The 8,189-nt window shown below is 57.3% G+C and carries 4 protein-coding genes; 2 read left to right on the forward strand and 2 right to left on the reverse strand.

Annotated elements, in window-relative coordinates:
• Nucleotides 1-225: 225 nt before the first annotated feature.
• Entirely contained in the window at nucleotides 226-456 is a 231-nt protein-coding gene (locus RUMCAL_RS02615; RefSeq protein ID WP_021680922.1) for an HPr family phosphocarrier protein, read from the reverse strand.
• Nucleotides 457-828: 372 nt separating this feature from the next.
• Here RUMCAL_RS02615 and mtaB point away from each other — a divergent pair, with 372 nt between their 5' ends.
• Entirely contained in the window at nucleotides 829-2,142 is a 1,314-nt protein-coding gene (mtaB, locus tag RUMCAL_RS02620; protein WP_021680924.1) for a tRNA (N(6)-L-threonylcarbamoyladenosine(37)-C(2))-methylthiotransferase MtaB, read from the forward strand.
• A gap of 404 nt (nucleotides 2,143-2,546) precedes the next feature.
• On the forward strand, nucleotides 2,547-6,251 hold the full coding sequence (locus tag RUMCAL_RS02625) for a phosphoribosylformylglycinamidine synthase (RefSeq protein ID WP_021680925.1): 3,705 nt from the start codon (nucleotides 2,547-2,549) through the stop codon (nucleotides 6,249-6,251).
• Nucleotides 6,252-6,900: 649 nt separating this feature from the next.
• Here the strand turns inward: RUMCAL_RS02625 and RUMCAL_RS02630 are convergent.
• A partial coding sequence (locus tag RUMCAL_RS02630; RefSeq protein ID WP_021680926.1) for an LCP family glycopolymer transferase occupies nucleotides 6,901-8,189 on the reverse strand: 1,289 nt, incomplete at its 5' end.

Here is an 8,189-nt window from a genome sequence, read left to right on the forward strand (position 1 = left end):
TGAAAAGGGAGGGGGACCAGCGAAGCTGGTGGAGAGGTTTTTTGTGAAATCTTTTTCTTTATGTGATGTATCAGGACACCTTTCAGTCAAGCCTACGTCTTGCCCGCTTCCCTAAAGAAAGACCCCAAAACAGAAAAACGGCACCCCGTTGCCGGAGTGCCGTCTTCCCCTCTTACTATTCTACTCAATCTTTGAAAAGATATGTGTTCTCAAAATAATCTGTACTTACTTGACAATGTACTTGCCGATAGATTCTACCAGCTTTTCCGGATCATCGGTGTGTGCCTGCAGCTTGATCGGCTTGGACAGATCCAGGCTGAAAATGCCCATGATCGACTTTGCATCGATGGCATAACGACCGGACACCAGATCAATGTCATAGTTAAACAGCATAACCTTGTTTACGAAATCCTTTACATCATTGATTGCATTCAGCTGAATTGTGGTTTCATACATAACAATTACCTCCTCTTGAAGGGGTTACCTCTCGCCCTTCCGGTGTCACAATAAATTGCAGAACGAAAAGCGAACTCCACGCTACGGCAACGTGCACACCGCATCATGCTTTCTTTTGGAAGTTTCTGACGCCTTCCGTTTCTGTACTTATAGTCTACCACGAAAAATTTTTCTTGTCAAGATGATTGCAACATTTTCGTCGATATAGTATAATAGATGATGAAATCGCCGCTGCTTTTTTGACAGTGACGTTAATTTTCATGAAAATCCGGTGAAAATGACACAAAGATTTCGGGAAAATCCGGTGGTTTTTTCCGCAGATTCCGTCGAAAAAGCTGCCGGATCTTTCCCCCGAGGAGGTCACACCCAAACTTGAACTGTTATTTTTACACATTCGGCTGCAAGGTGAACACCTGTGAAACCGCCGGCATGCAGTCCCTGCTGCAAAACGCCGGCTATACCGTGGTTTCCCAGCCGGAGCAGGCGGACATCTTTTTGTTCAACTCCTGCACCGTCACCGCCTCCGGCGACAGCCGCCTACACCACGCCATGCGAAAAGTCCGGCGGGAACACCCCGATGCTCTGCTAGTGCTCACCGGCTGCTATCCGCAGGCGTATCCGGAACAGGCTGCGGCGATCCCCGAAGCCGATCTGATTATCGGCACCAAGCACCGCAGCCGTCTGCCGGCACTGCTCGCACAGCTGTGCCAGAACCACGCCCGCATCGCCGCCGTGGACAGCTACGCCCGGCAGGACGATTTCGAGGTGCTCCCCTGTGACACCATGCCGGACAACACCCGTGCGTTCCTGAAGATCCAGGACGGGTGCAACTGCTTTTGCAGCTACTGCATCATTCCCTACGCACGGGGACGCTGCCGGAGCCTTTCGCTGAAAGACGTTGCCGCCGGAGCCGCTGCCTTTGCGAAAAACGGCTATCGGGAGATCGTCCTCTGCGGCATCAATCTGGGCTTCTACGGCATGGAGTGGGGCGGCTCGCTGGCAGAAGCCGTGGAGTGCTGTGCCCGCACCGCCGGCGTGGAGCGTGTCCGGCTGGGTTCTCTCGAACCGGAACGGCTGACCGAGGAACAGCTTTCCCGACTGGCAGCCCTGCCCCAGTTCTGCCCCCAGTTCCACCTGTCCCTGCAAAGCGGCTGTGACAAGACACTGCATGCCATGAACCGGAAATACGACAGTGCGGAATACGCGGAGATCTGCCGGAGGATCCGGCGGTACTTCCCCGACTGTGCCATTACCACGGATTTCATGGTGGGCTTTCCCGCCGAGAGCGAAGTGGACTTTCAGACCTCGCTGGCGTTTGCGGAACGCATGGGCTTCGCCGCCATGCACGTGTTCCGCTATTCCCCCAGAGCCGGCACCCGTGCCGCACAGTTCCCCGACCAGTGCAGCGGAGCCGAAAAAACCAGCCGCATGGAACGTGCCCAGAAAGCGGCGAAAACCGCAAAGGAAAACTTCCTGAAAAGCCAGATCGGCAAGGAATTTCCAGTACTTTTTGAACGGGAACGGGGCGACGGCTACCACGTGGGACATACCCCGAACGGCACCGTTGTGCGAATTTCTGCAAAAAATCCAAAAAAAAGTTTGCGTAATCGCGTTTTTTGTGTTAGAATAGTAGAGAGTGATGCGGAATGCTGCTATGGGATACTGACTGGGAAAAGCCTCCCCTGAAAGGGGTGACTCCCCACGGGGTGGGGAGATGCCCGCAGGGCAGAGGGGACCGCTCAGTACGAGGGGGACCGCCGACAGGCGGTGGAGGGGTTCTTTCGTGAAATCTTTTACATGATGTAATAGATTTAGGGGTAACCCCTCAGTCAGTGCTACGCACTGCCAGCTCCCCTTTCAGGGGAGCCTATGTACAAATCAGCCTCCCCTGAAAGGGGAGGGGGACCAGCGAAGCTGGTGGAGGGATTTCTTGTGGAATCTTTTATGCAATGTGCAAGATTTACGAAGTTACCCCTCAGTCAAGCCTGCGGCTTGCCAGCTCAGCACAAGGCACGCCCTTCGGGTGCCCTAAAGGGGAGCCAGTTCACAACATCGCAGCACCCGCAAATCCAAAATAAAGGAGATTTACCATGTCTGTTTTTCGTATTTATGTGGAGAAAAAGCCGGAATTCGCGGTAGAAGCCCGCTCTGTTCTGAGCGACGTGCAGACCGCACTCCGTCTGAATGTCACCGACATTCGCATTTTCCACCGCTATGATGCAGATCATCTGACGGCAGAAGCTTTCCAGCGTGCCGTTCCCACCGTATTTTCTGAACCGGCGGTGGATCACACCTACACAGAACTGCCGGCTCTGGAAGAAGGGCAGCGGACATTCGCGACCGAATACCTGCCGGGACAGTTCGACCAGCGTGCCGACAGCTGCGAGCAGTGTATCCAGATCCTGCTTCAGGGCGAACGCTGCCGTGTCCGCACAGCAGATGTCTACGTCGTTACCGGCAACCTGACCGATGCAGAATTCGACCGTCTGAAAAAGTATCTCATCAATCCGGTGGAACGCCGCGAAGCTTCTCCGGAACTGCCGGAAACACTGGACACCAACTATACCATTCCGACAACAGTAGAAACCCTCACCGGCTTCATCTCCCTGTCGGAGGACGAACTGAAACAGTTCATCGCTGACTACGGTCTGGCAATGGATCTCGGCGACATTCAGTTCTGCCAGAAATACTTCCGCGATACCGAACACCGCGACCCCACCATTACCGAGGTTCGCATGATCGATACCTACTGGTCTGACCACTGCCGCCACACCACATTCCTGACACAGATTTCCGACGTGGACATTCCCACCGACTATATCAGGGAAACCTATGACGCATACTGCACCGTCCGGCAGGAACTGGGCAGAGGCGAAAAGCCCATGACGCTCATGGACTTGGCAACCATCGCTGCCAAGAAGCTGAAAGCGGACGGCAAGCTGAACGATCTGGACGAGAGCGAGGAGATCAACGCCTGCTCCGTCAAGATCAAGGTGGACATCGACGGCAAAGAAGAGGACTGGATCCTCATGTTCAAGAACGAAACCCACAACCACCCCACCGAGATCGAGCCGTTCGGCGGTGCTGCGACCTGTCTGGGCGGTGCGATCCGTGACCCGCTGTCGGGGCGTTCCTACGTATATCAGGCAATGCGTGTCACCGGTGCAGCCAATCCGCTGGTGCCGGTAGAGGATACCATCGCCGGCAAGCTGCCCCAGAGAAAGATCACCGTGGGTGCTGCCAACGGCTACAGCTCCTACGGCAACCAGATCGGTCTGGCAACCGGCCACGTGGCAGAGGTATACCACCCCGGCTACATGGCGAAGCGTATGGAGATCGGTGCGGTACTGGGTGCTGCTCCGGCTTCCAATATCCGCAGAGAAGCCCCCGTCCCCGGCGATATTGTCATTCTGCTGGGCGGCAAGACCGGACGTGACGGCTGCGGCGGTGCGACCGGTTCTTCCAAGTCCCACACCGTGGAATCTCTGGGACACTGCGGTGCAGAAGTCCAGAAGGGTAACGCTCCGGAAGAACGCAAACTCCAGCGTCTGTTCCGCAACCCCACTGTGACACAGATGATCAAACGCTGCAACGACTTCGGTGCAGGCGGCGTTTCCGTTGCGATCGGCGAACTGACCGACGGTCTGGAGATCGATCTGAACGCCGTACCGAAAAAGTATGACGGTCTGGACGGCACAGAGATCGCGATCAGCGAATCGCAGGAACGTATGGCTGTGGTGGTTGCCGCAGAAGATGCCGACAAGTTCATCAAGGAAGCCGGCAAGGAAAATCTGGAAGCTACGATCGTGGCAACCGTACAGGCAGAACCCCGCCTGCGGATGCACTGGAACGGCAACACCATTGTTGACCTGTCCCGTGAGTTCCTGAACTCCAACGGTGCCGTAAAGCACACCGACATTGCCATTGAAGCACCGCAGCCGGCAGCAGAATCCACCCTCACCGACAGTGCAGACGCATGGACAGAACTGCTGTCCAGCCTGAACATCTGCTCCCAGAAGGGCCTGATCGAAAAGTTCGACTCCACCATTGGTGCCGGCACTGTGCTGATGCCTTTTGGCGGTGTCTACCAGCTGTCGCCCTCACAGGCAATGGCTGCCAAGATTCCGGTGCTCAAGGGCGAAACCAACACCTGCTCGCTCATGGGCTGGGGCTATAATCCCACGGTCAGCGAACGCAACCCCTATCTGGGTGCCATGGACGCAGTCATCACCTCCATTGCCAAGGTCGTTGCAGCCGGCGGCAGCTGGCACCACTGCTGGCTGACATTCCAGGAATACTTCGAGCGTACCCAGAATGATCCCAAGCGTTGGGGCAAGCCCATGGCTGCCCTGCTGGGTGCATTCAAGGCACAGCTGGAACTGTCCTGCGGCTCTATCGGCGGTAAGGACTCCATGTCCGGTACGTTCGAGAACATCGATGTTCCGCCGACGCTGGTATCCTTTGCCGTTTCCACCGCCAAGGCAGACAAGGTGGTTTCCACCGAATTCAAGCAGGCTGGCGACAAGGTCGTGATGCTCCGTCCGGAAACTGACGAAAACGGTATCCCCAGCTTCGAGAGCGTTCGTGCCACATTCGACAAGGTCGAAGCAATGATCGCCGCCGGCCGCATTCGTGCCGGCTGGGTCATCGACTACGGCGGCGTGGCAGAGGGTATCGCCAAGATGTGCTTCGGCAACGGCATCGGCTTCACCTTTGACCGCCAGCTGACAGACGCAGAACTGTTCCAGCCCTGCTGCGGCGGCTTCCTGCTGGAACTCTGCGGCGATGCAGAGGACGGCGAGGACGTGATCGGTTCCACCAGCGAAAAGCCGGAGATCGTCTGCCCGAAGTTCACCCTCCAGCTGGACAAGCTGCTGTCCGTCTGGGAGAAGAAGCTGGAGCCGGTATTCCCCTGCCGCATCAAGACCACCACAGAGGTTCCGGAAAAGCTGTCCTATCCGAGAAAGACCACGCTGTCCGCTTCGGTCAAGAGTGCACAGCCCCGCGTGCTGATTCCGGTATTCCCCGGCACCAACTGCGAATACGACACTGCCCGCGTCTTTGAGCGTGCCGGTGCAAGACCGCAGACCTTTATCGTCCGCAACCTGTCCGCAGCGGCAATGGAAGATTCTATCACCACCTTTGCGGCAATGGTTCGTCAGGCACAGATCATCATGATCCCCGGCGGCTTCAGCGGCGGCGACGAGCCGGAGGGCAGCGGTAAGTTCATTACGGCGTTCTTCCGCAACCCCCGCATCAAGGACGCTGTCCACGACCTGCTGAAGAACCGCGACGGTCTGATGCTGGGTATCTGCAACGGCTTCCAGGCACTGGTAAAGCTGGGACTGGTACCGTTCGGCGAGATCATGGACATGACCGATGTATCCCCGACGCTGACCTTCAACACCATTGCCCGCCACCAGTCCATGCTGGTACGGACACGCATCGCTTCCAACAAGTCCCCGTGGCTGTACGGCACCGAGGTGGACGATGTGCACACCGTAGCCATTTCCCACGGTGAGGGACGCTTTGTTGCTCCGCCGGAACTGCTGGCAGACATGGCGAAGAACGGACAGATCGCCACCCAGTACGTGGACATGGACGGCAACCCGACCATGGACATTCACTTCAACCCCAACACTTCCATGATGGCGATCGAGGGCATCACCTCTCCGGACGGCAGAGTGCTGGGCAAAATGGGACACAGCGAACGTATCGGACAGAACCTGTATCAGAACGTTCCGGGCGAAAAGGATCAGAAGATCTTCGAAAGCGGTGTCGCATACTTCAAGTAATCGTTTGATTCCTGCGGGAACGTGAGAACATTCCGTTTCCAGTCATTACAAAACCGCCATACCCAGATGCAAAAGTGCATGGGTGTGGCGGTTTTTGTTATGTTGTTAAGCCATAAATGGCTCCCTTGAAAAGGCACCCGTAGGGCGTGCCTTGTGCTGAGCTGGCAAGTTACAAATGTTCTCTTTAGGGCTCCCCTGAAAGGGGAGCTGTCACCGCAGGTGACTGAGGGGTACCTTCCGTGAAACCTCGCACATCAAGCAAAAGATTCCACAGAACCCCTCCACCAGCTTCGCTGGTCCCCCTCGTACTGAGCGGTCCCCTCTGCCCTGCGGGCATCTCCCCACCCCGTGGGGAGTCACCCCTTTCAGGGGAGGCTTTTTGACATTCAGGCTCCCCTGAAAGGGGAGCTGGCAGCCGCAGGCTGACTGAGGGGTTATCTCGTAAATCTTTTACAACAAGCAAAAGATTTCACACAAGAACCCCTCCACCGCCTATCGGCGGTTCCCCTCCCCTAAAGGGGAGGCTTTAATCAGGCTCCCCTTTAGGGGAGCTGGCAGCCGTAGGCTGACTGAGGGGTACTTCCGTACATCTAAAACATCACACAAAAAAGCAGCCGCACACCTCCACAGGTGCGTGACTGCTTTTGCATTATTTCTCTGCAAACACCGTGCTTTGCAGCTGCTGCTTGGCAGCATCGAGGTCGATCTCCAGCACCGACTGCCCGCCGACATCTGCCCCCTGAAACGTGCCGTCTGCCGGCACACGCTGCTGCTGCATGTCATAGGTCGCCAGCTTGAACGGCGTAGTAAGGGCATAGCCGTACAGCCCCGGCACCGACATGTTGGTCGTCATCTTCGGCAGTGCTCCCATGCACACGGGGAGCAGCCGGAACGGGTTGCCCTTGACCTTGCTCATGACCTGGCTCATCACTGTCCGCTGCCGTTCGGTACGCTCAAAGTCGGCGTTGCCCACATAGCGGATACGGCTATAGGAGAGAGCCTGCTTGCCGTCCAGCGTCAGCTTGCCGCCGCCGTCCAGCAGGTCGTCCTCCCGATCGTCGCCCATAATTTCATTGACTTCGCTGATGAGGATCTCGTTGACTGCCTCCGCCTCACGGTCGGAGATCTCCAGTTCCACGCCGCCCACCGCATCGATCATGGCGGCACACGCGGCAAAAGTGATCATCACATAATCGTCAATATGTACGTCGAAATTCTCCTCCAGCGTGTCCATCAGCAGTTCCGGCCCGCCGTAGGAATACGCCGCGTTCAGCTTGTCGCTGCCGTATCCCGGAATATCCACATAGGCATCACGCATAAAGGAAGTCATATAGATCTGATCGGTGCGGGAGTTCATGGACACCAGAATCATAGAGTCCGAACGCCCCCGTTCCTCGTTGGGGTCACGGGTGTCCGTGCCGATCACCAGCACGCTTTTCACATAGGCAGCGTCCATGCTGCCGCTGGTCACGCCGCGGTCGCCGGTGCTCACCCGATTCATACCCAGAATGCCGATCATGGCAACTGCCGAGTACAGGAGGAACACCGCCACCACGATCGTCAGCAGCACCCGAAACAACCTGCCCAGAAACGAGCCTTTCCGGCGGCGGTGCACAGTCGGACGACGGCTGCTCTCCTGTCGGGGAGCCGTTTGCTGACGGGGAGCACTCTGCGGCGGTGCACTTTGTCTGCGGGGCGGTTCCTGCCGCGGCGGTGCACTGGGACGAGGCTGCTGTGCCGGTCTGGGCTGGCTCTGCCGCGGGGCACTCTGTCCCTGTCGGGGAGCACCTTGCCGCGGCTGCTGGCGGTAGACATTCTGCTGGGGCTGCCGTGCCGGCTGGCGATACCCCTGCGGCTGTCCGCCGGTGTGCGAAGCATACCCGCCGCCCTGCGGCTGCCGGTAACCGTTCTGGGAGTACCCCTGCTGCCCGTAGCCGT

Source organism: Ruminococcus callidus ATCC 27760 (assembly GCF_000468015.1).
In the GTDB taxonomy this organism is placed as follows: domain Bacteria; phylum Bacillota; class Clostridia; order Oscillospirales; family Ruminococcaceae; genus Ruminococcus_C; species Ruminococcus_C callidus.